This is a genomic window from Vibrio sp. 10N.261.52.C2 (assembly GCF_041471425.1).
Classification (GTDB): Bacteria; Pseudomonadota; Gammaproteobacteria; order Enterobacterales; family Vibrionaceae; genus Vibrio; species Vibrio crassostreae_C.
Genome location: NZ_JBFROH010000008.1, coordinates 190,969 through 217,547 on the forward strand (window position 1 = coordinate 190,969; position 26,579 = coordinate 217,547).

The 26,579-nt window shown below is 44.9% G+C and carries 26 protein-coding genes; 20 read left to right on the plus strand and 6 right to left on the minus strand.

Annotated features, from left to right (window positions below; all coding sequences use genetic code 11):
• Nucleotides 1–43 precede the first annotated feature (43 nt).
• A complete protein-coding gene (locus tag AB4307_RS02500) occupies nucleotides 44–1,051 on the minus strand; it encodes an adenosine deaminase (RefSeq protein WP_017069510.1) in 1,008 nt (335 codons plus the stop codon).
• A 353-nt stretch (nucleotides 1,052–1,404) separates the two neighbouring features.
• Here AB4307_RS02500 and AB4307_RS02505 point away from each other — a divergent pair, with 353 nt between their 5' ends.
• Nucleotides 1,405–1,722: a DUF3622 domain-containing protein gene (locus AB4307_RS02505; RefSeq protein WP_372130997.1), complete on the plus strand. Its 318-nt coding sequence runs from the start codon at nucleotides 1,405–1,407 to the stop codon at nucleotides 1,720–1,722.
• Nucleotides 1,723–1,927: 205 nt separating this feature from the next.
• Here the strand turns inward: AB4307_RS02505 and AB4307_RS02510 are convergent, their stop codons facing one another.
• Nucleotides 1,928–2,974 (minus strand): succinylglutamate desuccinylase/aspartoacylase family protein, encoded by a 1,047-nt coding sequence (locus tag AB4307_RS02510; RefSeq protein WP_017060792.1) that lies wholly within the window; start codon nucleotides 2,972–2,974, stop codon nucleotides 1,928–1,930.
• A 271-nt stretch (nucleotides 2,975–3,245) separates the two neighbouring features.
• Between AB4307_RS02510 and AB4307_RS02515 the strand changes: the two genes are divergently transcribed.
• Complete coding sequence (locus AB4307_RS02515) at nucleotides 3,246–3,785, plus strand: DUF3332 family protein (RefSeq protein WP_017069508.1); 540 nt, start codon at nucleotides 3,246–3,248, stop codon at nucleotides 3,783–3,785.
• A 138-nt stretch (nucleotides 3,786–3,923) separates the two neighbouring features.
• Here the strand turns inward: AB4307_RS02515 and AB4307_RS02520 are convergent, their stop codons facing one another.
• A complete protein-coding gene (locus tag AB4307_RS02520) occupies nucleotides 3,924–5,396 on the minus strand; it encodes an aminoacyl-histidine dipeptidase (protein WP_017060790.1) in 1,473 nt (490 codons plus the stop codon).
• 455 nt (nucleotides 5,397–5,851) lie between these two features.
• Here AB4307_RS02520 and vcdP point away from each other — a divergent pair, with 455 nt between their 5' ends.
• From vcdP to pgpA, 15 genes are all read left to right on the plus strand, one after another.
• A complete protein-coding gene (vcdP, locus tag AB4307_RS22030) occupies nucleotides 5,852–5,938 on the plus strand; it encodes a small protein VcdP (protein WP_004734412.1) in 87 nt (28 codons plus the stop codon).
• Between the two features lie 521 nt (nucleotides 5,939–6,459).
• Entirely contained in the window at nucleotides 6,460–7,749 is a 1,290-nt protein-coding gene (locus tag AB4307_RS02525; protein WP_017060789.1) for an NCS2 family permease, read from the plus strand.
• Between the two features lie 84 nt (nucleotides 7,750–7,833).
• Nucleotides 7,834–8,298, plus strand: coding sequence for a xanthine phosphoribosyltransferase (gpt, locus tag AB4307_RS02530; RefSeq protein WP_009847475.1), 465 nt, complete (start codon nucleotides 7,834–7,836; stop codon nucleotides 8,296–8,298).
• A gap of 89 nt (nucleotides 8,299–8,387) precedes the next feature.
• On the plus strand, nucleotides 8,388–9,641 hold the full coding sequence (gene frsA / locus AB4307_RS02535; protein WP_017060788.1) for an esterase FrsA: 1,254 nt from the start codon (nucleotides 8,388–8,390) through the stop codon (nucleotides 9,639–9,641).
• Nucleotides 9,642–9,785: 144 nt separating this feature from the next.
• Nucleotides 9,786–10,175 carry a sigma factor-binding protein Crl gene (gene crl, locus AB4307_RS02540; protein WP_017060787.1) on the plus strand — a complete coding sequence of 130 codons (390 nt, stop codon included), beginning with the start codon at nucleotides 9,786–9,788 and terminating at the stop codon, nucleotides 10,173–10,175.
• Nucleotides 10,176–10,251: 76 nt separating this feature from the next.
• Complete coding sequence (proB, locus tag AB4307_RS02545; RefSeq protein ID WP_170960819.1) at nucleotides 10,252–11,436, plus strand: glutamate 5-kinase; 1,185 nt, start codon at nucleotides 10,252–10,254, stop codon at nucleotides 11,434–11,436.
• A 91-nt stretch (nucleotides 11,437–11,527) separates the two neighbouring features.
• On the plus strand, nucleotides 11,528–12,778 hold the full coding sequence (locus tag AB4307_RS02550) for a glutamate-5-semialdehyde dehydrogenase (protein WP_048664553.1): 1,251 nt from the start codon (nucleotides 11,528–11,530) through the stop codon (nucleotides 12,776–12,778).
• A 156-nt stretch (nucleotides 12,779–12,934) separates the two neighbouring features.
• A complete protein-coding gene (gene nrdR / locus AB4307_RS02555; protein WP_004734394.1) occupies nucleotides 12,935–13,384 on the plus strand; it encodes a transcriptional regulator NrdR in 450 nt (149 codons plus the stop codon).
• A 40-nt stretch (nucleotides 13,385–13,424) separates the two neighbouring features.
• Nucleotides 13,425–14,528, plus strand: a complete 1,104-nt coding sequence (ribD, locus tag AB4307_RS02560) for a bifunctional diaminohydroxyphosphoribosylaminopyrimidine deaminase/5-amino-6-(5-phosphoribosylamino)uracil reductase RibD (protein WP_048664554.1) — start codon at nucleotides 13,425–13,427, stop codon at nucleotides 14,526–14,528.
• 46 nt (nucleotides 14,529–14,574) lie between these two features.
• A complete protein-coding gene (locus AB4307_RS02565; RefSeq protein ID WP_048658105.1) occupies nucleotides 14,575–15,231 on the plus strand; it encodes a riboflavin synthase in 657 nt (218 codons plus the stop codon).
• 107 nt (nucleotides 15,232–15,338) lie between these two features.
• Nucleotides 15,339–16,448 carry a bifunctional 3,4-dihydroxy-2-butanone-4-phosphate synthase/GTP cyclohydrolase II gene (gene ribBA, locus AB4307_RS02570; protein WP_004734397.1) on the plus strand — a complete coding sequence of 370 codons (1,110 nt, stop codon included), beginning with the start codon at nucleotides 15,339–15,341 and terminating at the stop codon, nucleotides 16,446–16,448.
• Between the two features lie 295 nt (nucleotides 16,449–16,743).
• Nucleotides 16,744–17,214: a 6,7-dimethyl-8-ribityllumazine synthase gene (gene ribH, locus AB4307_RS02575; protein WP_004741508.1), complete on the plus strand. Its 471-nt coding sequence runs from the start codon at nucleotides 16,744–16,746 to the stop codon at nucleotides 17,212–17,214.
• Nucleotides 17,214–17,681: a transcription antitermination factor NusB gene (gene nusB, locus AB4307_RS02580; RefSeq protein WP_004734399.1), complete on the plus strand. Its 468-nt coding sequence runs from the start codon at nucleotides 17,214–17,216 to the stop codon at nucleotides 17,679–17,681. Before ribH ends, nusB begins: the two co-directional genes overlap by 1 nt.
• 115 nt (nucleotides 17,682–17,796) lie before the next feature.
• Nucleotides 17,797–18,771 (plus strand): thiamine-phosphate kinase, encoded by a 975-nt coding sequence (gene thiL / locus AB4307_RS02585; RefSeq protein ID WP_048658104.1) that lies wholly within the window; start codon nucleotides 17,797–17,799, stop codon nucleotides 18,769–18,771.
• Nucleotides 18,771–19,277, plus strand: coding sequence for a phosphatidylglycerophosphatase A (gene pgpA / locus AB4307_RS02590; RefSeq protein WP_048605519.1), 507 nt, complete (start codon nucleotides 18,771–18,773; stop codon nucleotides 19,275–19,277). Before thiL ends, pgpA begins: the two co-directional genes overlap by 1 nt.
• 112 nt (nucleotides 19,278–19,389) lie before the next feature.
• Here pgpA and dxs read toward each other — a convergent pair whose 3' ends face one another.
• The 3 genes from dxs to xseB are packed head-to-tail and all read right to left on the minus strand — an operon-like array spanning nucleotide 19,390 to nucleotide 22,442.
• Entirely contained in the window at nucleotides 19,390–21,273 is a 1,884-nt protein-coding gene (dxs, locus tag AB4307_RS02595; protein ID WP_048605516.1) for a 1-deoxy-D-xylulose-5-phosphate synthase, read from the minus strand.
• A gap of 21 nt (nucleotides 21,274–21,294) precedes the next feature.
• On the minus strand, nucleotides 21,295–22,179 hold the full coding sequence (gene ispA, locus AB4307_RS02600) for a (2E,6E)-farnesyl diphosphate synthase (RefSeq protein ID WP_048664556.1): 885 nt from the start codon (nucleotides 22,177–22,179) through the stop codon (nucleotides 21,295–21,297).
• Nucleotides 22,180–22,199: 20 nt separating this feature from the next.
• The gene (xseB, locus tag AB4307_RS02605; RefSeq protein WP_004734405.1) at nucleotides 22,200–22,442 is read right to left on the minus strand and encodes an exodeoxyribonuclease VII small subunit; all 243 of its coding nucleotides are present in this window, start codon (nucleotides 22,440–22,442) and stop codon (nucleotides 22,200–22,202) included.
• 298 nt (nucleotides 22,443–22,740) lie between these two features.
• Between xseB and pomA the strand changes: the two genes are divergently transcribed.
• The 3 genes from pomA to thiI all read left to right on the plus strand — a co-directional run bounded on the left by pomA (nucleotide 22,741) and on the right by thiI (nucleotide 26,229).
• Nucleotides 22,741–23,505, plus strand: a complete 765-nt coding sequence (pomA, locus tag AB4307_RS02610) for a flagellar motor protein PomA (RefSeq protein WP_004734406.1) — start codon at nucleotides 22,741–22,743, stop codon at nucleotides 23,503–23,505.
• Between the two features lie 12 nt (nucleotides 23,506–23,517).
• Nucleotides 23,518–24,465, plus strand: coding sequence for a flagellar motor protein MotB (locus AB4307_RS02615; protein ID WP_017060777.1), 948 nt, complete (start codon nucleotides 23,518–23,520; stop codon nucleotides 24,463–24,465).
• A gap of 315 nt (nucleotides 24,466–24,780) precedes the next feature.
• Nucleotides 24,781–26,229 (plus strand): tRNA uracil 4-sulfurtransferase ThiI, encoded by a 1,449-nt coding sequence (thiI, locus tag AB4307_RS02620; RefSeq protein WP_048658100.1) that lies wholly within the window; start codon nucleotides 24,781–24,783, stop codon nucleotides 26,227–26,229.
• Nucleotides 26,230–26,579 lie beyond the last annotated feature (350 nt).

Here is a 26,579-nt window from a genome sequence, read left to right on the forward strand (position 1 = left end):
GATAGGGAAGCTCAGAGCTTCCCTTTTTGATCTTGATAACTCATTAAGTACTCGCAGCAAGGTATTGGCGTACCTGTGTGATGAGATCTTCCTTGGCGTGAGGCGAGATAAAACTGGCTTCGATGGCATTAATACTGAACTGCGCCAATTCGTTTTTGGTCACTGGGTGAGCATTGGCGACGGCGAGGAAGTTATCATTCATATAGCCGCCGAAGTAAGCCGGATCATCGGAATTGATGGTGACGCACAGCCCTTTTCTCAGCAACTCGACGATGTTGTGCTCTTGCATGGTCTCAAACACCTTGAGCTTGGTATTCGACAGCGGGCAGACGGTCAGTGGTGTACGTTTTGCTATTAGCTGTTCCATCAACTCTTCATCTTCTACACAGCGAACGCCATGATCAATTCGGGTAATGCCTAGCAAGCTCAGTGCGTCGCTAATATTTTGTGCAGGGCCTTCTTCTCCGGCGTGCGCGACAGTCAGAAAGCCTTGGTTGATCGCTTCTTGGAATACATGTTTAAACTTCTCTGGTGGATTGCCCTGTTCTGATGAATCTAACCCAACGGCAATGATCTTATCTTTATAAGGAAGGGCTTGTTTGAGTGTTTCAAAAGCGCTGTCTTCATCGAGATGACGCAGAAAGCACATGATCAGTTGGCTGCTGATACCAAGCTCTTGCTCCACTTGATTCAAAGCTCGAGTAATCCCGCCAACGATGACTTCAAAGTCAATGCCGCGTTCAGTGTGAGTCTGAGGGTCGAAGAAGATCTCAGTATGAACCACATTATCTTGCTGACACTTCAACAGATAAGCCCACGTCAGGTCGTAGAAATCTTGTTCATGAATCAGTACGTTTGCACCTTGGTAATAGATATCGAGAAAGGATTGAAGATTGTGGAACTGGTACGCGTCTCGAACTTGGTCTGGGGTCTCAAAGGGAATCGACAGGTTATTACGCTTGGCGAGTTGGAACATCAGCTCTGGCTCTAATGTGCCTTCTATATGTAAGTGCAGCTCAACTTTGGGTAAATTTTTGATGAAGCTATCCATAGCAACTCCTTAGCTATTTTAATTATGAGCGGAGTAGGTGAGACAGTAGAGTCTATAAACCTGAGCAAGCAGGTATCTCTTTCATTTATCTCTGTTTGAGCATAGTTCATTTCATTGTTATCGATAAAACAGGACAGAAGTTGATGGTGAATTGGAAGTTACGAACCAATTGAAATCGGCGCAAACGATTTGCAGCATTGGAGTGTGATCCGCTGCAAATATTTGCAGCAATATTCATTGATTTGTGCTCTAATACCGCGCTTACCAAGGGATGGTGTTAAAAGATGCTCACTTAGATGGAGTTATCAAAGTTGACCGATCCCTTAATGATCTCCCTTAGGAAAAAATAGAACATGTCTAAGAACAAAAAATTTGATATCCGCCTTACAGAAAAACGCAACGGTTGGTGTGCAGAGATTACTCGTCAAGTAACGTCTCGCAGCACTACAGTATCTAAGCGTGAGTCTGGTTTCGAAACTGAAGCTCTAGCACAAGGGTGGGCAGAGAAAGAGCTAGCATCTTTCATCGCTAACCAAGCTGAACGTAACGAGCGTAAATCAGAGCAGCGTAAAGAGCGTGACGAACTACGTCACACTAAAGAGCTTAAAGCTGAGCAAGCACGTGAAGCGCGCGCTAAAGCTCGTGCAGAAGAGCAACAAGACGCTGAGTAATTCAGTGCATAACTAATTTATAGATCCCTTAATTTTAAGATAAGGGATTTGTGAAAAAAAAAAGCCCCGATACAACTTTTTTCTTTCTAGTTAAAAGTGTATTGGGGCTTTTTAGTTTGTGGAGTTCTGTTTTATTGTGTTTAAGAGCACTGCTTTGGTTTCTCGCTTTTAACGTCGAGCTCTTAAACTGTTAAGCATTGTTTGATCAGTTATTCAGTGCAGTTAGCCAATCATCTTCTGCCACTTCTTCAATGTAGCTTTCTACTGATTGCCCGACTTCTTCATCGTCTTGCTTGAAGTAAGCGATGTGGAACACAGCATCACCTTCGTTGACCAAAGGCAGAGTCTGCTGACCAATCACGATACCGCCTTTGGTTGTGATCACTTGGCCTTCTTGGTGACCCAATGGAGAGCTGATGTAAGCAAGGGTTTGTCCCGCTTCAACTTGTTCACCCAGTCTTACCATGTTACGCAAAATACCGTCCGACTCAGCGCGGATCCAGCTGGTGGATTTACTCAATACTGGCTCTGGCAACTTCTTACGGTTAGGACGCAGCATGCCGATTTCTTTCATCACTTGATGCACGCCAAGGTAACCCGCACGAATCGCTAGGTGATCAAAACGCAGTGCTTCACCACCTTCGTAAGTTAATACAGGAATACCCAGCTTTTCCGCTTCGCTACGCAGTGAACCGTCACGCAGTGGAGAATCAATAATCACGGGTGTTGCGAACGCTTTTGCGATGCGCAGTGTTTCAGGGTTCGATAGGTTTGCACGAATCTGTGGCAGATTGGTACGGTGAATCGCGCCCGTGTGTAGATCTAGAATGTAATCACAGTGCTTTGCCACGTTCTCAAAGAAGGTGTAAGCGATGCGTGATGTTAGCGATCCTTTCTCACTGCCAGGGAAGCAACGGTTTAGGTCACGACGGTCTGGTAGGTAACGAGATTTATGGATAAAGCCAAATACGTTAACGATAGGCACAACAATTAATGTCCCTTTCAGTTTCTTTGGATCAATCGCATTGGTCAGCTGTCGTGCAATTTCAACACCGTTTAGCTCATCGCCGTGGATAGCCGCATTTACCATCAGTGTTGGGCCTGCTTGGCGACCGTGAATAATTTCAATCGGGATCGAAAGTGGAGAATGCGTGTAAAGCTGAGCCGCTTGCAGTTCAATCTCCATTCGCTGTCCTGGCTGAACAGTATAACCAAGTAATTCGAATGGTTGATTAGGTTTTAGTCTTGCCATTTAGGTTGTTCTCAACATGGTGATAATTCGTTAACACGGAATGTAGCAATCGTTGATTTTTAGTACGAATCAATCGCTTTACGGTGACGACAAAAGTTTTTTATGAAGGGGCTTCTGAATTGGTTTCAGTTTTTTATCTGGCTAATTGAAGGGTGTTTAAAATTTTGAATTTTATGACAATACATTAACTTAGAGCTGATATTTGTCATTCAGTTCGTTGGTATTATCCACCGCCATTTTTTGGCGGCCAAATTCAAATATTGAGATCAAAATGAAAAAAACAATTTCAAAAGTTGTAGCACTAGCGGTGGTATCTGTTGCTTTATCTGGCTGTGTTGGTAGCAACGCAGTAACGGGTTACCTAATGAAGTTCAACATCAAGGCTGTTGATAACCGTTACGCTCGTGGTGGTTTGAACATTCTACTTGCACCTGCATACGGTCTAACAGTTGCTGCCGATTACATAGTATTCAACTCACTAGAGTTCTGGACTGGTAGCAACCCACTAACAGGTGCTCCGCACATCTTTGATACTAAGACTGATACTTACCTAGACATCAACCACCAACTTGATCCGTCTCTAACGGAAGCGCCAGTGGGTCCTATCACGAGTGCAGATGTGATCGAAAAAGGTCAAATGCAGCAGATTGATGAAAACACGATCCAAATGGACATTACTTACCAGTCTGGTGAGCGTGCGACGTTAATCGGTGTTCGTGATGGCGAGATGGTGACGTACTTCATCGATGGCGAAGTTGTGGCACAAACTTCAATTGATGAGCTAGAAAGCTACGCGGCTTCACGCGCTTAATTGTTTATTTAGTCACAAGTAGTAGCTACAAAGATTAGATACAAAAACAGGTACTCATTGAGTACCTGTTTTATTTTGTCTCAGATAAACGGTGTTTACTGTAAAACACCGTTTACTGAACAAACATAGCTTATCGAATTAAGCTTTTTCTGGGATCGCTTCAAGCAATGCAACCATTTGGTTCCAGAATAGCTCAACGGTGTCGATCTTCACTTTCTCATCAGGAGAGTGCGGAAACTTGATGGTTGGGCCGAAAGAAACCATATCCATGTTCGGGTAAGGTTCTTTGAATAGACCACACTCAAGACCAGCATGGATAACCATGATGTTTGGCTTGTGACCGTAGATACCTTCGTACATGTCACGGAAGATATGCATGATTTCTGAATCTGCGTCTGGTTTCCAACCTGGGTAAGCACCAGAGAACGCGATGTTAGCGCCTGCTAGTTCAGCAACAGAGTGAAGCATGCTTTCTACTTGGCTACGACCTGAATCGATAAGAGAGCGGATCAGGCAAAGTACTGTGATTGAGTTCTCTTCTGTTGTGATAACACCTACGTTTAGAGACGTTTCCACAACACCTTCAATCTCGTCACTCATACGAATCACGCCGTTTGGACATGCGTTAAGTGCCGCGATAAAGCGAGCTTGGTCTGCTGACGCAAGTGCGCCCATTTCTACAGAAGCTTCTTCATTGAAAGTCACGATGCTGTCTTCTACTTTACCTAGCTCTGTTGAAAGCAGCTCAGTGTAGTAGTTGTATAGTGAAGCCAGTTTTTCTTGGTTTGCCGCAGGAACAGCAACCGTTACGAAACCTTCACGAGGGATCGCGTTACGAAGGCTACCACCTTTGAATTCGACGATGCGAAGGTCTAGCTCTTTTGCGTGACCCGCTAGGAAGCGAGCAAGCAGTTTGTTTGCGTTTGCACGACCTGTGTGGATGTCACAACCAGAGTGACCGCCTTTTAGGCCTTTTAGCGTTAGCTTACGTGTTACGAAGTCAGCTGGAATCGCATTACGAGCAATTTCAAATGTCATTGCGCCGTCGATACCGCCAGCACAACCCATGTACACTTCGCCTTCTTGCTCTGAATCGGTGTTAAGAAGGATATCGCCTTCTAACCAACCCGCTTCAAGACCGAAAGCACCAGTCATGCCTGCTTCTTCATCTACTGTTAGTAGAACTTCGATAGGGCCGTGCTGGATTTCGTTTGAAGCAAGAACCGCTAGGCAAGAAGCCATGCCCATGCCGTTATCAGCGCCAAGCGTTGTGCCTTTAGCTGTAACCCACTCACCATCAATGTATGGTTGAATTGGATCTTTAGCAAAGTCATGAACTGTGTCTTCGTTCTTTTGTGGAACCATATCGATGTGAGCTTGTAGCACTACACCTTTTTTGTTTTCCATACCCGCCGTTGCTGGCTTTTTGATGAATACGTTACCCGTTGGGTCACGACGTACATCTAGGCCTTGCTCTGTTGCCCAAGCAATAATGTATTGAGCAAGCTCTTCTTCATGCTTAGAAGGGTGTGGGATTGAGCAAATCTTATCGAAGAACTGCCAGATAGGGGCAGGGGATAATTTACTGATCTCAGAATGGAATTCAGACACGGATGACTCCTTTTTTATTTAATAACCATATATTTAGGTTTTGTATGGGGAAAAACCTAGAACAAAAATCTAAAATATGGGTCTGTTTTGATGGCAACAGCATACCACTTGAGCGTTTTGACGAGTAGCGGTTCTAAACCTCAAATAGCTCAAATTTTGAAAGCGATCTTGTCCATCTGATCACAGCTAAGCGCCTTGATGCTTATAAATGGAGCAGGCAAACGTTTGTTTAATTCTATTTTGTAGTTTTATTACAAAATAAGTTTGTAAAATAACCGTAAATGGCCAAAAATGTGACGTATAGCAAAAAATACTTGTAATCTTTTTTCTTTAGGGTATATTAATAACCAACTTCTGAGATGAAGAGTAAATGCTCAAAGGATGAGTCCGTTTTATCGCCTCCAAGGAACCGAGAAATCAAATTCGTTTTTTATTGATTTATTAAGGTGATAGTTATGAAAGGTTTACCATCTGCAATGTTCTGGATTAACAGCTCTGTTTACACTAGCAACTTTGCATACCCTACAAGCTTTGGTTACTAATACCGTAAGCATGTAACTCGAACAGTTTTGTTCACCCCTATATATTGGAATTCTTTTACAGCCCTTTTGGTTGACAGATTCTACCGCCACTCAGTTTTGAGTGGCGTTTTTTTTGCCTGCTACTTTTCCAAACCGCTTTCGCTTGTCACTTTCCTTGCTGTTCTGCGTGGTTGTTTTTTAAACGCCGAAATATCAATTTGCGCCTTATTACTGATCCTGTTGAAAAATACATAACTATTGTGAGTTTGAATTCAGAATTTACTGGCTAGATTATCAATGAAAATAACCGATGGTAGAAAAAACAACCAACTAGTTTTAGTGAGTCTATTGTTGTTAATTGTTTGTTTTTAATGGTTATTTATCGATGATATCTTCATTTTTAATCGCTTTGTTTCATACGGCATTCTGATAAATATCGATTAGAGCCTTAATTCTATCTGGAATTTGTTATTTGATAACTTTATAATCCACAGCCAATCGATTACGCAACCGTTTACTTTTTACCCTTATAGGATTCGATAATGTTCGAAAAGCTATTCAAACTCAGTGAAAATGGCACCAATGTGCGCACTGAAATCATCGCAGGTCTAACAACCTTCCTAACAATGGCTTACATCATTTTTGTAAACCCAATGATTCTAGCTGATGCTGGTATGGACCATGGCGCTGTATTTGTAGCAACCTGTTTAGCGGCTGCTATTGGCTGTTTCATCATGGGCTTTGTTGCTAACTACCCAATTGCTCAAGCTCCAGGCATGGGTTTGAACGCATTCTTTACCTACGCTGTTGTAATGGGTATGGGTTATACGTGGCAAGTTGCTCTGGCAGCGGTTTTCGTATCAGGCGTAATCTTCATCTTCTTAAGCATCTTTAAGATCCGTGAATGGATTATCAACTCGATCCCTATGTCTCTGCGTGTTGGTATCTCTGCAGGTATCGGTCTTTTCCTAGCGTTTATTGCGCTTAGCAATGCAGGCATCGTTGTTTCTAACCCAGCAACTAAAGTTTCACTGGGCGACATTACCGCGATTGCTCCTATCCTAGGCTCACTTGGTTTCTTCCTAACGATTGCTCTTGTTCACCGTGGCGTGAAAGGGGCAGTAATGATTGCGATTCTAGCTATCACAGCTCTTGGCATTGTTATTGGTGACGTTCAATACGGCGGCATCATGTCTACACCACCAAGCCTTGCTCCTACATTCATGCAGCTTGATTTCTCTGCTGTATTTGAAATCGGTATGATTTCAGTGGTATTCGCGTTCTTGTTCGTCGATTTGTTCGATACAGCGGGTACTCTGGTTGGTGTTGCAACGAAAGCAAACCTAATCAAAGAAGACGGCAAACTACCTCGCTTGAACAAAGCACTGCTTGCTGACTCTACAGCAACATCTATTGGTGCACTGCTAGGTACATCAAATACTACTTCTTATGTTGAGAGTGTTGCGGGTGTTGCTGAAGGCGGCCGTACCGGTCTAACGGCTGTTGTTGTTGGTATCTTATTCCTACTGGCTCTTTTCTTCTCGCCACTTGCAGGTATGATTCCGGCTTACGCAACATCAGGTGCACTTTTCTATGTAGCAATTCTGATGATGTCTGGCCTAGTTGGCATTGATTGGCGTGATCTTACGGAAGCAGCACCAGTCGTGGTAACATGTCTGCTTATGCCGCTGACGTACTCTATCGCTGAGGGTATCTCACTAGGTTTCATCGCTTACGCTGCAATTAAGCTGCTAAGTGGTAAAGGTCGCGACGTTTCACCTGCTGTGTGGGTAATGTCGGCTATCTTTATTCTTAAATACATTTTCGCTTAATCGTCTAGATTTCTGCTTAATCGCTGAAGAGGCTATGTTTGAAATAGCCTCTAATAACATGACAAAATTATTAGGTTTTATACTATGAGCAACAAATTCGTTATCACTTGGGACAACATGCAGACTTACTGCCGTCAACTTGCTGAAAAGCAAATGCCAGCAGAGCAGTGGAAAGGCATCTGGGCAGTAAGCCGTGGTGGTTTGGTTCCTGGTGCAATCTTGGCTCGTGAGCTAGGTATTCGTCACGTAGATACGATTTGTATTTCTAGCTACGACCACGATCACCAACGTGATATGACAGTAGTTAAAGCACCTGAAGGTGACGGCGAAGGCTTCCTAATCGTTGAAGACTTGGTTGATAGTGGTGACACTGCACGTAAGCTTCGCGAAATGTACCCTAAAGCGAAACTGATCGCTGTATGTGCAAAACCATCTGGCGCTGATTTGCTAGACGAGTACATTGTTGATATCGCTCAAGACACATGGATTGAGCAACCTTGGGATACTAGCCTAAGCTACGTAGAGCCAGTAAATCGCAAGTCAAAATAAGCGTAAACTTAGTTTTTTGAGAAATGACCCTTTATAGGGTCATTTTTTTTTATATTATTAGTGACAACCATTTCTTATTAAGTATCCCAATGTCTGAACCAGAAGAAACGAGCTCGAACCTTTCGGAAACTTTGTTTGTAAAGCACAAGCAAGCGAAAGAGACCTCAATGTTGACACAATACATGCCAAGCTCTGAAGCGCTATTGGATGAGAAACGTGAACAGCAAAACTCATCATGGTATCGAAACCTAAGACGTCTTCAGTGGGTATGGCAAGGCGTTAATCCAATAGAGCAGGAAGCGGTATTGGCTCGCATCGCGTCATCAGATAACTCTCGTACAACCGATGAGTGGCTTGATACGGTCATGGGTTACCGAAGTGGTAACTGGGCATACGAATGGACCAAGCTGGGTATGCAGCATCAAAATCGTTCTAATGAGAAGAATGGTGAAGAGATGGCTGAAGAGCTATTTTCCGCATCGTTGTGCTTCAGTATTGCGGGTTACCCACACCTCAAGAACGACAACTTGGCAGCTCAGGCTCAAGTGTTGGCCAACGCAGCGTATTCTGAAGCGATCAAGCACACTAAGTTGATCGTCAAGCAGATTGATATTCCATACCAAAACAAGAAGATCAAAGCGAACTTGCATCTAACCAAGACAGATAAACCACAACCGGTTGTGATTGTCAGCGCGGGTCTAGATAGCTTGCAAACCGATATGTGGCGCCTGTTTAGGGATTATTTAGCACCTAAGAACATTGCTATGTTAACGGTAGACATGCCATCAATAGGGCACAGTGCACATTGGCCGTTAACAGAAGACTCATCTTGTCTTCACCAAGCAGTGCTGAATGAATTGCCTAACATCCCATGGGTCGATCACCACAAAGTCGGCTTGTTTGGTTTCCGCTTCGGTGGCAATGCGATGGTGAGATTATCTTTCCTCGAGCAACATAAGATTAAAGCGTGTATTTCTTTAGGCGCGCCAATTCACGATATCTTTGTTCATGCAGACAAACTTAAGCAGATGCCTAAAATGCATCTAGATGTGTTGGCTTCGCGCCTTGGTAAAGGGGCGGTCGATATCAATAGCCTTTCTGGGCAGTTGATGGCGTGGTCACTCAAGGTACAAGGTTTGCTGTCAAACAGTAAAACCAGTGTTCCTATCTTGGCATTGGCTCTGGAAGGCGACCCGGTTTCACCGCCAATGGATAATCAACTGGTTGCTATTTACAGTGATTACGGAAAAGCGAAGAAAATCAAAGCTAAGTCAATTACACAAGGTTATGAGCAATCCCTCGAATTGGCGATAAAGTGGCTTGAGGATGAATTATTTAGATGACATTTCTCCTAAATTAGTTAAGCATGAAAAATGTACAAACTAAGTACCTGATACTCAGAGGTCATTTATAAAATCCAAATGCGTAGTTTCTACGTATAACAGTCTGAGTAACGTCATTCTTAACATTGAAAATGGAGATTCAATATGTCAGAAGTGACACAACAACCTACGCATTACCGCTTGTTGAATGTTTTAAAGGCGATCGGGCCTTACTTAAGGGAACCGCAATCAGAAGAAGGCCACTATATCTTTGATTGCTTGTCTGTATGTGTGAACGATAAAAAATCACCAGAAGAACGCGAGTTCTGGGGCTGGTGGCTGGAATTGGATAAGTCGGAAGAGGGATATTCGGCGAAGTACAATATCGGCAAGTACAACATCGATGGTAACTGGGATTCTTTGCCGTTACCTAAAAAGGCGGTCGCTGAGGTCTCTCGAACTCAAGAAGCCTTCCACAAGAAACTGGTTGATGAACTTCAAAGTAAGTTTGAAATCAGTATCCAATTAGACGAAGAGTCTGTCGAATTCGTCTAATTTTAAAGGTTACTCTTCTATATAAAGCAAAAAGGTGCGATTTCGCACCTTTTCTGCTTGTGAATTCCCCTTTTGATTGCTAAAACATCACCTCTTATTTGTTTTATCCATAAAAGACTTCATGACAACAAATCATCAAAGCGGGACAACAACACAGCGTAAAACTGTCGTTGTTAAACTGGGTACCAGTGTCTTAACTGGTGGAACATTGGCATTAGACCGCGCTCATATGGTTGAGCTGGTTCGTCAATGTGCTGAATTAAAAAAACAAGGCCACTCTGTGGTTATGGTTTCGTCTGGTGCAATTGCAGCAGGACGTGAGCACCTTGGTTACCCCGCACTTCCCAACTCAATGGCGAGCAAACAGTTGCTTGCGGCAGTTGGGCAAAGTCAGTTGATTCAAGTTTGGGAGTCTTTGTTTGCTATCTATGGCCTTAAGATTGGCCAGATGCTACTGACTCGTGCTGATCTCGATGATCGCGAGCGTTTTCTTAATGCACGTGACACGATCAACGCACTGGTTGAGCACGATATTATTCCGGTAGTAAACGAAAACGACGCAGTAGCAACCAACGAAATTAAAGTGGGCGACAATGATAACTTGTCGGCCTTAGTGGGTATTTTGTGCGGTGCTGATAAGCTTTTGCTACTAACAGACCAAAAAGGCCTGTTTACGGCTGACCCTCGTAAAGACCCAAATGCTGAGCTCATCAAAGAAGTGAAAACCATTGATGACACACTGCGTAAGATTGCAGGCGGCAGCGGTACGACGTTAGGTACTGGCGGCATGGCGACAAAACTGCAGGCTGCGGATATTGCTCGTCGCGCTGGCATCGAAGTGATTATTGCTGCGGGCAGTGCTGAAAATGTGGTGTTTGACTCACTGAGTGACAACCCACAAGGCACACGTTTCTTGCCGTTAGCCGAAGCGCTTGAAAACCGTAAACGCTGGATTTTAGCGGGTCCTGCTTCAGCTGGTGACATTGTGGTCGACGACGGTGCAGTAAACGCAGTCAACACCAAAGGCAGTAGCTTGTTGGCTAAAGGGGTTGTTCGAGTTAAAGGCGAGTTCTCTCGTGGTGAAGTTACCCAAGTCACAGACAGCAAAGGCAAAGTAGTAGCGCGTGGTATCGCTAGCTACTCAAGCCAAGACCTAGCAAAAATAGCAGGCAAGCACAGTAAAGATATTGGCGACATCCTTGGTTACGATTACGGGTCAGAAGTCATTCACCGTGACGACCTAGTCGTGATTCAAGAGTAGCTCGTGATGATAAGGCGATGAGCCGCGAGTTTAGACATCGCGAATCGCCTTTTTACATCCAAAGACAGACAGAATTTAGGGAGAGTTAAACGTGGATTTAACTAACATGGGTATCGCAGCAAAAGACGCTGCTTTCCACCTAGCGACCGCATCTACGGCGCAAAAGAATAAAGCATTGGCGATCATCGCTGATGAGCTAGAAGCAAACGCAGCAACGATTTTAGAAGCGAATGCGAAAGATATCGAACTAGGTCGCGAAGCCGGTTTAACTGATGCACTGCTTGATCGTCTACTTCTTAACGAAGAGCGCTTAACAGGCATTGCTAACGATGTTCGTAACGTGATTAGCCTGAATGACCCAGTAGGCAGCGAAATTGACAGCAAGGTACTGGAAAACGGCATGTCATTGTCTCGCCGTCGCGTACCGCTTGGTGTGGTTGGCGTTATCTATGAAGCGCGTCCGAACGTAACGATTGATATTGCGGCATTGTGTCTGAAGACTGGTAACGCAAGTATCCTACGTGGCGGTAAAGAGACGTTTTTCTCGAACATGGAACTGGTTAAAGTTATCCAGTCTGCATTAGAGAAAGCGGAACTTCCTGCGGCTTCTGTTCAGTACATCGAAAAACCGGATCGTGAACTCGTATCTCAACTGCTTAAGTTAGATGACTATGTTGACATGATCATTCCTCGTGGTGGCGCTGGCTTGCACAAGATGTGTAAAGAGAACAGCACCATTCCAGTGATCATCGGTGGTTTCGGTATCAGCCATATCTTTGTTGATGAAAGCGCTGATCTTGAGAAGTCTGTCGATGTGGTTGAAAACTCGAAAGTTCAACGTCCATCTGCATGTAACTCATTGGATACACTGCTAGTGCATGAAGCCGTTGCTGAAGCTTTCCTTACTAAGCTGAAACAGCGTTTAGCGGGCAAGGTAACCTTGGTTGCTGATGCGAGTGCAAAATCACTGCTAACTGGCTTTGAAGACCAACGTGATGCGGTTGAAGGTGACTTTGACACTGAATGGCTAAGCTACACGTTAGGCGTAAAAGTGGTTGCTGACGTTGCAGAAGCGATTGACCACATGCGCGTACACAACGCGAGTCACTCTGATGCGATCATGACTAACAGCCTAGAAAGCTCAGAGCGTTTTATTAACTCGGTAGGTTCTGCGGCGGTATATGTAAATGCATCAACTCGCTTCACTGATGGTGCGCAGTTTGGTTTGGGCGCTGAAGTAGCAGTCTCTACCCAGAAATTACATGCTCGCGGCCCTATGGGCTTAGAAGAGCTAACAAGTTACAAATGGGTAGGTAAAGCGAACTATTTAGTTCGCGGTTAACGCTGGTCGTTAATTTTACTCCTCAGCTCATTTTTGAAATGGCGATCGAGTAGCAATAATCAATGAATCACCACACAAAAGGGCCTTAATTGGCCCTTTTTCTTTCCTAACGTTTGGCAATTCCGTTACACTGATATTCAATTATTTGGAGGTGATATGCATTGTCCTTTTTGTTCAGAGAACGACACTAAAGTAATCGATTCAAGACTGGTTGCCGATGGACATCAGGTTCGTCGTCGCCGTCAATGCCTTGCATGTAGCGAGCGTTTTACTACGTTCGAATCGGCAGAACTTGTGATGCCTAAAGTAATTAAGTCGAATGGAAACCGCGAACCATTTAACGAAGATAAAATGGTCGGTGGTGTTCAGCGCGCCCTCGAAAAACGCCCAGTGAGTGCTGATGCAATTGAACTTGCGATCAGTACGATTAAGTCACAACTCCGTGCAACTGGTGAGCGTGAAGTACCAAGCGAGATGATTGGTAACCTTGTGATGGGCCAATTGAAAGAATTGGACAAAGTGGCGTACATCCGTTTTGCCTCTGTTTACCGTAGTTTTGAAGACATCCGAGAGTTTGGCGAAGAAATCGCTAAATTAGAGGATTAACTCCTCAATCATGTCAAACTTTACTCCCCTAGATTTTCAAATGATGTCGCGTGCTATTCAGTTAGCAAAACGCGGCATTTACACTACTGCACCAAACCCGAATGTGGGCTGTGTCATCGTACAAACCGATGGTCAGATCGTCGGTGAAGGTTTTCATGCTAAAGCGGGCGAACCTCATGCCGAAGTGCATGCCATGAGAATGGCAGGCGATAAGGCCAAAGGCGCGACAGCTTATGTCACACTTGAACCTTGTTCGCATTATGGTCGAACGCCGCCTTGTGCCGAAGGTTTGATTAAGGCTCAAGTTGCAAAAGTAATTTGCGCTATGCAGGACCCAAACCCAAAAGTCGCAGGTCGTGGTATCAAAATGCTACGCGACGCGGGTATTGAGGTTGAAATTGGTTTGTTAGAGCAAGATGCTCTTGATTTGAACCCTGCATTTATCAAGCGTATGCAAACTGGCATGCCATTTGTTCAGTTGAAGATGGCGGCTAGCCTTGATGGTCAAACTGCATTGGAAAATGGCCAAAGCCAGTGGATCACATCGCCAGAAGCGCGTCGTGATGTTCAGAATTACCGAGCAAAAGCGGGCGCAGTGTTATCCACAAGCCAAACGGTGATTGAAGATAACGCCTCGTTGAATGTTCGCTGGGCAGAGTTGCCAAGCAGTATTAAAGCTCATTACGCTGAAGATGAACTTCGTCAGCCAATTCGCGTGATTCTTGATCGTCAAAATCAACTGCGTCCTGAGCTCAAGTTATATCAGTCGCCAACACCAGTGTTAAGAGTGGCTGAAGCGTCTGCGGATATTGAAGTAGGAACCACAGATGCAGGTCAGCTCGATTTGCACGATCTGATGCGTCAATTACCTGCCAATCATATCGACCATATTTGGGTCGAAGCGGGCGCAACATTGGCAAAAAGCTTGATTGAAGAACAGCTGGTGGATGAGCTAATCCTCTATTTAGCACCTAAACTTATGGGCAGTGACGGACGAGGTTTGATGGGCGCATTAGGGCTCACTTCAATGTCTGACGTTATTGACCTAGAAATTAAAGATGTTCGACAGGTTGGTGTGGATATTCGCATTGTGGCGAAACCAATTGTGGCTAAACCAATAGCAGCGAAACCACTCTCGAAATAGTTACTCCAACTGCATACGTGTCGTTGACAACAAAAAGAGTTTTAAAATGTTTACAGGAATTGTAGAAGCCGTAGGTACATTGAGTGCAATCACTCCCCGCGGAGAAGACATCACCGTAACGGTCAACGTTGGCAAGCTTGATATGGCTGACGTTCAGTTAGGCGACAGTATCGCAACCAATGGTGTGTGTTTGACAGTCGTTGAATTCAACGACCACAGCTACAGTGCAGATCTTTCGCTTGAGACCCTGAAAAAAACGGGTTTTGTCGATTACCAAGCGGGCGATAAAGTTAACCTTGAGAAAGCAATGTTACCAACCACGCGTTTCGGTGGACACATTGTGTCTGGTCACGTTGATGGCGTGGGTGAGATTGTTGAACGCAACCAAGTTGGCCGTGCAATTGAGTTTTGGGTAGAAATGCCAGCAGAGATCTCAAAATACGTCGCTCAAAAAGGCTCAATAACGGTCGATGGCATCAGTCTGACTGTGAACGATTTACGCAAGAACGCATTCAAGCTGACTATCGTTCCTCACACCTCTTCAGAAACCACCATCGACCAATTCAATGTAGGTCGTAAAGTGAATTTAGAAGTCGATGTATTAGCGCGTTACATGGAGCGTTTACTGCAAGGTCAGCAACAAGAATCTGAGCCTGAATCTCGATTAACGATGGAATTCTTACAGCAGAATGGTTTTGCCTAACCGTTAATACAAAGTAATTAAGCGAGACTTTGTAAAGCGAAGCAATATCATCAGGTTTAAATAGTGTCGGTTCTAGGAAGCAGAACCATTTCAAAGGATATAGAACAATGCCAATTAGTACTCCTCAAGAAATTATTGAAGACATTCGCCTAGGAAAAATGGTTATCCTGATGGATGATGAAGATCGCGAGAATGAAGGCGATCTGATCATGGCAGCAGAACATGTTACGCCAGAAGCGATTAACTTCATGGCAATGTACGGCCGCGGTTTGATCTGTCTAACGCTGACTAAAGAGCGTTCAAACCGTATGGGTTTAGCACCTATGGTTCAAGACAATAATGCACAGTACACCACTAACTTTACGGTTTCGATTGAAGCGGCAGAGGGTGTAACAACCGGTATTTCAGCATCCGATCGTGCAGTGACGGTTCAAGCTGCAGTAGCGAAAGACGCAAAAGCGGCTGACTTAGTTCAACCAGGTCATATCTTCCCACTGACAGCTCAAGAAGGTGGCGTATTAACGCGTGCTGGCCACACTGAAGCGGGGTGTGATTTAGCTCGATTAGCGGGCTGTGAACCAGCATCGGTTATCGTAGAAATCCTAAACGACGACGGTACTATGGCGCGTCGCCCTGACCTTGAAGTGTTCGCAGAAAAGCACGACATCAAGCTTGGCACTATTGCTGACTTGATTGAGTACCGTAACAACACTGAAACGACAATTGAGCGCGTTGCACAATGTCATTTACCAACAGAGTTTGGTGATTTCGAGCTTGTGACTTACCGCGATACAATTGATAACCAGATCCACTACGCAATGCAAAAGGGCGACTTGTCTGTAGGCGCTCCTTTAGTGCGTGTTCACCTGCATGATACATTTACCGATCTGCTTCATTCAGACCGCGGTACCGAGCGCAGCTGGTCGTTAGATAAAGCGATGAAGCGCATTGGTGATGAAGGCGGCGTGTTGGTTATTCTTGGCAACGAAGAGTCGTCTGATTCTTTGATCCACAAAGTGAAGACATTCGAAGCGCAAGATAAGAACGAGCAGCCAACCATGGCTAAGAAGCAAGGTACTTCTCGTCGTGTTGGTGTCGGTTCTCAGATTCTTCAAGACCTAGGCGTACACGATATGCGTCTGCTTTCTTCGAGCACTAAGCGTTACCACGCATTGGGTGGTTTTGGTCTTAACGTTGTTGAGTACGTTTGCGAATAAATCCTATGTCAACAAGCAGACGTTTCTCCGTTTGTAGCGACATAATTTACCGATGATTTCAGTGGCTCTTTTGGTGATAAATCTTGCCAAAAGAGCAAAGTAGCCAAGTTCGACTCAAAACGTGTTCAATACACAAACTTGGCTACTCGCTGTTCCTATATGCTTGGGATTGGCGCTGCATTATCATCTTTACATTGCCGGTGTCTGTTCTTCTAAATTACCATTAGATATTGCTCACAGTTTTGTGCTAGAATCCGGCGATTCTCACTTGATGAAAATAGTTAAAGGAAGGCTTATGAAAGTGATCGAGGGTGGCTTCCCAGCGCCAAATGCAAAAATTGCTATCGTTATTGCTCGTTTCAACAGTTTTATTAACGAAAGTTTACTTTCTGGTGCAATCGATACTTTAAAGCGTCATGGACAAGTAAGCGAAGACAACATCACTGTTGTTCGTTGCCCTGGTGCAGTTGAACTTCCACTTGTAGCGCAGCGCGTTGCAAAAACAGGCAAGTTCGATGCGATTGTATCTCTTGGTACAGTAATTCGTGGCGGTACACCTCACTTTGACTATGTTTGTAGTGAATGTAATAAAGGTTTGGCACAAGTGTCTCTGGAATACTCTCTTCCAGTAGCGTTTGGTGTTCTTACTGTTGATACGATCGATCAAGCTATTGAACGCGCAGGAACCAAGGCTGGTAATAAGGGTGCAGAAGCAGCACTTAGCGCACTTGAGATGATCAACGTTCTTTCTGAAATCGATTCCTAATGGGGGCCAGTGTGAAACCAGCCGCACGTCGTAACGCACGTCAATTTGCTCTACAAGCAATTTATTCTTGGCAAATTACTAAAGAAAATATTGCTACCGTTGAAGAACAGTTCTTATCTGGTGGTAAGTATGATGAAGAAGAGCATCATGCTGCAGAACCTGCACTTGCTATGCCAGAAACAGACGTTGCATACTTCCGCGACCTGCTAACTGGTGTTGCTCTTAGCCACATGGAACTTGATAGCAAGCTTCGTCCATTCGTATCTCGCCCTATGCAAGATCTGGATCTGATGGAACTAGCGCTTCTACGTTTAGCTATGTACGAGATGACTCGTCGCGAAGATGTACCATACAAAGTGGTTATCAACGAAGCTATCGAGCTTGCGAAAGTATTCGCAGCAGAAGACAGCCATAAGTTTGTTAACGGTGTGCTTGATAAAGCTGCACCGCACGTTCGTAAGAAATAAGACGTTCGTATATTGAATCTAAAGGTCAGCTATCATGCTGGCCTTTTTTGTAACTAAATTTCTGTAATATCAATAATTACGGTGATTTGTATGAAGACTAAAGATAGGGCATGTGATGTCTGGCGAATTTAACCTGATTGAAAAATATTTTGTAAATCGACAACCACAACGTAAAGATGTACATCTGGCTGCGGGTGATGATTGTGCTTTGGTCAAAGCGCCAAGCAATGTTGAGATAGCGATCAGCACGGACACCTTAGTTGCGGGTACTCACTTCTTAGCGGAAGCGAACCCAGCTTGGGTGGCACACAAGGCGTTGGCTTCCAATATCAGTGACCTTGCTGCAATGGGCGCGACGCCTGCTTGGGTCTCTTTTGCTTTAACCATGCCTGAAGTGGATGAAGCATGGCTTGCTCCCTTCTGTGACTCCTTTTTTAAACTCGCAGACTACTTTGGTATTCAGTTAATTGGTGGTGACACCACCAAAGGCCCACTAAGCCTGACATTGACTGTACAGGGCTTTGTTCCTGAAGGACGAGCACTGCGTAGAGATGGCGCTAAAGTGGGGGACTGGATTTACGTAACGGGTAGCCTAGGTGACAGTAAAGCTGGCCTCGAAGTGTTACTTAACCCCGAACAGAACAAAGCTAAGCCTTATGCACTTGAGCTTGAAGAGAGACACTACATCAGCTCTCCACGAGTGCTCGCGGGCCAGGCGCTCGTTAATCTTGCTTCGTCTGCTATTGATATCTCTGACGGCGTGATTGCTGACCTAAAGCATATCCTGAAGCGTTCAGAGGTTGGTGCAAGCATTGATGTGAGTTGCCTTCCTATCTCTCCAGAGCTACGCCAGTTTGCTTCTGATGTCGCTTCGGCTCAACAGTATGCGCTCACCAGTGGTGAAGAGTACGAACTGTGCTTTACTGTGCCGGAAGAGAATAAAGGGTCATTGGAAAGTGCTTTGTCACACACTGGCACAAAAGTCACCTGCATTGGCCAGATAAGACCTGTAGAATATTTTGAATTACACAATAATGGTGAACCACTGAGTTGGAACTTAACTGGTTACGATCACTTTAAGGTTAATTGATGACAAACCCACTTTCTCTTATTTCTCTTAAAAACCCTTGGCATTTCTTAGCAACAGGTTTTGGTAGTGGCTTATCGCCTATTATTCCCGGCACCATGGGTACGCTCGCGTCTATTCCATTGTACTTATTGTTGGTTCAGCTACCGTTCCCTGCTTACGTTGCAGTGGTGGTTGTAAGCTGCATTATTGGTATTAAGATCTGCCAAGTAACGTCTGATGATATGGGCGTGCATGATCACGGTTCTATCGTTTGGGATGAGTTTGCGGGCTTTTGGATCACCATGAGCTTGGTGCCGATGCTGAATATCCCTGCTGATGACTGGAAATGGCTTCTGACTGGTTTTGTGCTTTTCCGCTTCTTTGACATGGTAAAACCATGGCCGATTGGTTGGTTAGATGCGCGAGTTCATGGTGGTTTGGGTATCATGATTGACGATATTGTGGCGGGTATTATGGCGGCGATTTCGTTGTATGCCGTAGCGCATTTCGCGGGTTGGTTAGTGTGAGTTAGCTCAAGGCTTAGTTGGTGGTACACCAAACTAATTAACGGATACTAAAAAGGTTGACCCTAGGGCCAACCTTTTTTGTTTTGTCGTTTATGCCGCTTGCTTGTGAAAGTTATTTAGCAAGGTAGTCAGAAATAGACTTCTCAATACCTTTCGCGTCTAAGCCTAGCTCTTCATGTAGCTCGCCTTGAGTGCCTTGAGCAATGAACTTGTCAGGTAGGCCAAGGTTCAATACTGGCATCAGTAGTTTCTCTTGCATCAAGAATTCAATCACACCCGCACCCGCACCACCTGCGATTGCGTTTTCCTCGATAGTAACCAGTACATCGTGGTCAGCAGCAAGTTGCTTGATCAGAGCTTCGTCTAGCGGTTTCACAAAACGCATGTCTGCAACGGTCGCATCGATAGCGTCAGCGGTTTGAAGCGCACTTTCTAAGAAGGTACCGAAGCTTAGGATAGCGACTTTCGAGCCATCTTTTGCTTTCGCACTTTCACGAACGATACGACCCTTACCAATCTCAAGCGCAGTAAACTCACTTTGGATCTCAGTGCCCATGCCATTACCTCGAGGGTAACGAACGGCACTTGGACCTGTGTGTTGGTGGCCAGTGTATAGCATTTGGCGACATTCGTTTTCGTCACTTGGTGCCATGATCACCATGTTTGGAATACAACGCATAAAGCTTAAGTCGAACGCACCTTGGTGTGTTTGACCATCGGCACCGACAAGACCTGCACGGTCAATCGCGAACATGACCGGTAGATCCATGATAGCTACATCGTGGATCAACTGATCGTAGCCACGTTGTAGGAAAGTCGAGTAGATAGCCACAATCGGTTTATCACCCGCAATCGCCATACCGGTTGCTAGCGTCACAGCGTGCTGCTCAGCAATAGCAACGTCGAAGTATTGTTCTGGATATTCTTTAGAGAAACGTACCATGCCAGAGCCTTCACGCATTGCAGGCGTGATCGCCATCAGCTTAGGATCTTGCGCGGCCATATCACACAGGAAGTCGCCAAAAATCTTAGAGAAAGTTGGTTTAGAGCTGGTGCTCTTAGGCAGACTTGAGTGTGCTGGATCGAATTTCGGTACGCCGTGGTAACCGATTGGATCTTTCTCTGCTGGCTCGTAACCTTTGCCTTTCTTAGTCATGATATGCAGGAACTGAGGGCCTTTAAGGTCTCTCATGTTCTTAAGCGTTTTAATCAGCTCATTCACATCGTGCCCATCAATTGGACCAATGTAATTAAAGCCTAACTCTTCAAACATGGTGCCAGGAACAACCATGCCTTTTAGGTGTTCTTCTGTACGACGAACCAGCTCTTTAATCGGCGGAACGCCAGATAGTACTTTCTTGCCGCCCTCACGAATAGACGTGTAAAGACTGCCAGAAAGAACTTGAGCTAGGTGGTTGTTCAGAGCACCTACGTTTTCAGAGATCGACATCTCGTTATCGTTAAGGATAACCAGCATGTCATTGTGAATATCGCCCGCGTGGTTCATAGCTTCGAATGCCATACCCGCAGTAATCGCGCCGTCACCAATCACACTCACGACTTTACGATTCTTGCCTTCTTTCTTTGCACTGATAGCCATACCAAGTGCAGCACTGATCGAAGTTGAAGAGTGACCAACCGAAAGGGTGTCGTATTCGCTCTCTTGACGCCATGGGAATGGGTGTAGCCCATCTTTTTGACGGATAGTCGACAAGCGGTCGCGACGACCAGTAAGAATTTTATGCGGGTATGCTTGGTGGCCAACATCCCAAACCAACTGGTCAAAAGGTGTGTTGTACACGTAGTGCAGAGCAACGGTTAGCTCTACTGTACCTAAGCCTGACGCTAAGTGACCACTTGATTGGCTCACCGAGTTAAGAAGATAGGTACGTAATTCATCACAAAGCTGTGTAAGCGTCTCTTTCGGGAGGAGACGCAAATCCTCTGGCTTATCAGCTAAAGCAAGAGTTGGGTACTTTGATATATCAAGAGTCATAGGTAATGCGCGCTTATTGTCTTAGTTCTTGCGCTCGATGACGTATCGGGCGAACTCTTCGAGTAACTGGGTATTGTATGGGATTGCAGCCAAAGCTTGAAGCGCTTCCTGTAGCAGAGTTTGCGCTTTTTCTTGAGCGCCCTCTAAACCTAGCAAAGAAGGGTAGGTGCTTTTGTTTAATTCTTGGTCAGAACCCTGTGGTTTACCCAAAGTTTCAGTATCGCTGGTGATATCTAAAATATCATCTTGAACCTGGAATGCTAATCCAATGGCATCGGCGTACTTGTCTAATTGAGGCATCACTTCAAACGCTTTTTCGCCAGCAGCGAGTGCACCTAAACGAATCGCACATTTCATTAGAGCGCCCGTTTTATTGCGGTGAACTTCTTCTAACTCTTCTAGCGTGACAGAGCGGTTTTCAGCTTCAATATCAAGTGCTTGTCCAATACACATACCTTGTGCACCAGAGGCTTCAGCTAGGCGTTGAATCATTCGAACGCGATTGCTTTCCCCGTCAGCACTTAATGTGCCTTCCGCAAGTATAGTAAACGCGAGAGTTTGTAGTGCATCGCCCGTTAAAATTGCCGTTGCTTCATCGTATTTGATGTGGCAAGTCTGATGGCCACGACGCAGTTCATCGTCATCCATAGCTGGAAGGTCGTCGTGAATCAGAGAATAGGCATGAATACATTCGATTGCAGAGGCTGGAGTATCGAGTTCTTCAGCGGAGCAGCCGAGCATTTCCCCTGTAATGTAGACAAGAAATGGACGTGCGCGTTTACCGCCTAAAAGTAACCCATAACGCATCGCGTTGATCAGGTTCTGATTTTGGTGTGGCAGGCGATCAAGCCAAAGGTTCAGTTGCTCGTTATTACGTGCTTGATAAGACAATAAAGTCTCGATCATAGGGGATCTCATACAATTCGTTATTCTGGTTGTGGGTTAAAGTCACTAAGTTCTGCGTTTTCATCATTTTGCAGTAGGATGCTAACACGCTGTTCAGCATCGTTTAGTTTGCTTTGACCGGCACGAGCGAGGGAGATACCTCGTTCGAACTTCTTCAGCGCATCATCTAAAGCTAGATCACCATTTTCTAGTTGATCAACCAAGCCATCAAGCTCTTCGATTGCTGCTTCAAAGCTCATATTTTCAGGTTTCTTAGTAGCCATAATAAATCTGCGTTTGGAAAGATGAACGAACGTTACCCTAGGCCGCTAAGATGGTCAAATGTAACCAAGAAATTTTGCTAGAAAGTTCGTTTTTAATGGGCTTGAACTCACTTTGCTTGAATAACCTTAGCTTTATCGAGTTTATGCGCTACCTATAAGAGCAAAGTAAGCCAATAGTTGGGATTCAAAAACGAAAAGTGTGATACTTAGGCCAAGAATTTACTAAAAGATCTTATAGTCTTGCCGATACAAAGATTATCGTCGACATAGAGCTACAAAAAAGCATGAGGAGTGCTCAGTGGATTTAGCAACCCTAATAGGTTTGATTGGTGGATTTGCCTTTGTAATCATGGCAATGATCCTAGGTGGAAGCCTCGGGATGTTCTATGACACGACATCCATTTTGATCGTAGTTGGTGGCTCAACCTTTGTTGTTCTGATGAAGTTCACCATGGGGCAGTTCTTTGGTGCGACTAAAATTGCAGGCAAAGCCTTCATGTTTAAAGCCGATGAACCTGAAGATCTTATCGCTAAAGTGGTAGAGATGGCGGATGCAGCGCGTAAAGGTGGCTTCTTAGCACTCGAAGAGATGGAAATCAGTAACAGCTTCATGCAAAAGGGCATCGACCTGTTGGTGGATGGCCATGATGGAGATGTAGTACGTGCAGCATTGCAAAAAGACATCGCATTAACGACTGAACGTCACGAGCAGGGCGCGAAAGTGTTCTCTGCATTTGGTGATGTTGCTCCTGCTATGGGTATGATTGGTACCTTGGTTGGTCTGGTTGCCATGCTTTCGAACATGGATGATCCAAAAGCGATCGGTCCTGCGATGGCGGTAGCACTTTTGACCACTCTGTACGGTGCGATTCTTTCGAACATGGTGTTCTTCCCAATTGCTGACAAGCTTGCGCTACGTCGTGACCAAGAGACACTTAACCGTCGTCTAGTTATGGACGGTGTACTGGCTATTCAAGATGGTCAGAACCCACGAGTTATTGATGGTTACCTCAAGAGCTACCTCAACGAAGGTAAGCGCACGATTGATGGTGAACCTGCGTAAGAGGAGTTGAAGATGGATGAAGAGAATCCATGTAAATGTCCTCCTCCGGGGTTACCTCAATGGATGGGGACATTTGCTGACTTGATGTCACTGCTGATGTGTTTCTTCGTACTGCTGCTCTCATTTTCTGAGATGGACGTACTGAAGTTCAAACAGATCGCTGGCTCGATGAAATTCGCGTTTGGTGTACAAAACCGCTTGGAAGTGAAAGACATTCCTAAAGGCACCAGCATTATTGCACAAGAGTTCCGCCCTGGTCGCCCAGAGCCAACACCTATTGATGTGATCATGCAGCAGACTATTGATATTACGCAGCAAACGCTTGAGTTTCATGAAGGTGAATCTGAGCGTGCTGGCGGCACCATGCGTGACCAAGGCAAGATGACCGGAGGCAAGTCGCCAGAGGTTTCGACTCACGACAATCAAAATTCTGAGTCAGACCAACAGCAACAACAAGCTGAAGCTCAATCGCAAGAGATGGAAACCTTGATGGAAAGCATCAAGAAAGCGTTGGAACGAGAAATCGACCAAGGCGCGATTGAGGTGGAAAATCTTGGCCAGCAGATTGTGATTCGAATTCGTGAGAAAGGCGCATTCCCATCGGGTTCTGCTTTCTTACAACCTAAATTTCGCCCATTGGTGAGACAGGTCGCTGAATTAGTAAAAGATGTACCGGGCATTGTCCGAATCTCAGGGCACACCGATAACCAACGTCTTGATTCAGAGCTTTATCGCTCAAATTGGGACTTGTCATCACAGCGAGCAGTGTCTGTCGCTCAAGAGATGGAAAAGGTACGCGGTTTCTCTCATCAACGCTTGAGAGTGCGTGGTATGGCCGATACTGAGCCTGTGGAGCCGAATGATACTGAATGGCAACGTAGCCTTAACCGCCGCGTTGAAATCAGCATCATGCAGGGTGAACCGCTTTACAGTGATGAAGTGCCTGTTATTAATGAGTAGCCGATATGTGCACGCGGTGGTGAGCAGATAGCATCGAAAGCCCAACCTTATGATGAGGTTGGGCTTTTTGTTTGCTGGTCTTCAATCATCTCTCTGCTGTATTTATGTCGTTTCGAAACCTGCTACTTTTAATAACAGGCAGTTTAATGATGGTGTTGCAGCAAGCACTCTTTTCCTTGCTTCACTTTCTCATGTATAATTCGCGCCCTTAGATTTAGATATGATCTATTCTTGCTTCAAGTGCTGGGTAAATTCTCTAATTTGTTTGGCGATGAGCGTTTTCAAAATTTTGAACATTAATGTTGTGAAAGTACTATGAAATTTATTGTTAAGCCCCATCCGGAAATTTTTGTAAAAAGTGAATCGGTGCGTAAGCGCTTCACAAGGATTCTAGAGTGCAACATTCGTAACGTTATTCAACGTCGCTGTGAAAGTGTTGCGGTATTCAACCGTCGCGATCATATAGAAGTGACGTCTGAGAGTGACCAGTACTACACAGAAGTGTTAGAGGCTCTGACTCACACTCCAGGTATTCACCACTCTCTTGAAGTACAACAGTCTGAATTCAAAGACTTGCACGATATTTACGAGCAAGTACTAGAACGCAGCCGTGCTGACATTGAAGGCAAGACTTTCTCTGTTCGTGCTAAGCGTCGTGGTAAGCATGACTTTACATCTATTGAACTTGAACGCTACGTAGGTGGTGGTCTAAACCAAGCCGTTGAGTCAGCGAAAGTTCGACTTAAGAACCCTGATGTAACCGTTAAGGTTGAAGTGGCTAACGATAAGCTAAACCAAGTTCTAGCTCGCCATAAAGGCCTAGGTGGTTTCCCTCTTGGTACTCAAGAAGACCTACTGAGCTTGATCTCTGGTGGTTTCGACTCTGGTGTTTCAAGCTACCTGCACATCAAGCGTGGCTCTAAGGTTCACTACTGTTTCTTCAACCTTGGTGGCCCAGCGCACGAGATTGGCGTTAAGCAAGTAGCTCACTACCTATGGAACAAATACGGCTCATCTGCAAAGGTGAAGTTCATTTCTGTAGATTTTGAACCCGTGGTTGCTGAAATCCTAGAGAACGTTGAAGACGGCCAAATGGGCGTTGTTCTTAAGCGTATGTTCATGCGTGCTGGTGGTATGGTTGCAGAGCGTTTCGGTATTGAAGCGCTAGTAACGGGTGAAGCACTTGGTCAGGTTTCTAGCCAAACGCTAACTAACCTTCGCCACATCGACAACGTGACTGATACTTTGATTCTTCGTCCGCTTATCAACTGGGACAAAGAAGACATCATTGACCTTTCTCGTATCATCGGTACTGAAGACTTCGCTAAAGTAATGCCTGAGTACTGTGGTGTTATCTCTAAGAAGCCAACAGTGAAAGCGAAGAAAGGCAAACTGGAAGCAGAAGAAGCTAAGTTTAACTTTGAAGTGCTGGATCAAGTGATCGAGAACGCTCGTGTTATGGATATCCGTGACATCGAGAAAGAGAGCCAAGAGCAAGCGCCTGAAGTTGAACAAGTTCAAGCTGTTGCTGAGCACGCTATCGTTCTTGATATCCGTAGCCCAGAAGAAGAAGACGAAAGCCCACTAGAGATCGATGGTGTTGAAATTAAACACATTCCGTTCTTCAAGCTTTCGACTCAGTTCGGTGACCTAGACCAAGATAAAGAGTACTTGCTGTACTGTGACCGTGGTGTAATGAGCCGTCTACAGGCGCTCTACCTACAAGAGCAAGGCTTCCATAACGTTAAGGTTTACCGCCCATAGTGGAGTGTTGACCAACCGTTAATCATTTGCAAAGCCGCTTACTGAAAAGTAAGCGGCTTTTTTATTTTCTATTGTGAATGATTTACAGTAGTCAGACAGAGTCGTGAGTTTGGGCGTCCTATCGTCATGCTCAGATTCAAAATTTTTGATTGATAGAGAGAGTGAGCTCTAAACAGGTTTATAAGTACCGAAGAAGTGTGAGTATCTTGAAGTATTCTGTTACTTTTTAGTGCAACTCAATGGTGCTGTTTGTATGTGTTCAGTTGATTATTTGAGTGGGTATCTGATTCTGTGATTAGTGATGAAAAATAATAAAGATTAATTAGCACAGCGGCTCTTCTCCGCTTAGA